The organism is Streptomyces huiliensis (assembly GCF_020037025.1).
GTDB lineage: Bacteria > Actinomycetota > Actinomycetes > Streptomycetales > Streptomycetaceae > Streptomyces > Streptomyces huiliensis.
Genome location: NZ_JAIQLH010000561.1, coordinates 1 through 265 on the forward strand (window position 1 = coordinate 1; position 265 = coordinate 265).

Here is a 265-nt window from a genome sequence, read left to right on the forward strand (position 1 = left end):
TGGCGGCCTTCTCGCCACCGTGCGCCGACAGGCTCGCCACGGCCTTCTCCACGCCGGGGAGCAGCTTGTCCATGGGCAGCCGGACACCGATGAGGCCGGTGGAGGCCACCGCAACCTCGCCGGCGCCGCAGCCGAGCGATTCCGCGGCCTTCTCGGCCGTCGCGTGGGTGTCCTGGAAGCCTTCCGGCCCGGTGCAGGCGTTGGCGCCACCGGAGTTGAGGACGACGGCCGTCACCTCCCCGGCCTTCAACACCTGCTGCGACCA

The 265-nt window shown here is 72.5% G+C and carries 1 protein-coding gene; it reads right to left on the reverse strand.

The window, feature by feature from the left end:
• Positions 1–265, reverse strand: a 265-nt coding sequence (locus JNW98_RS35860) for a bifunctional ornithine acetyltransferase/N-acetylglutamate synthase (RefSeq protein ID WP_223772419.1), incomplete at both ends; no start/stop codon positions are given.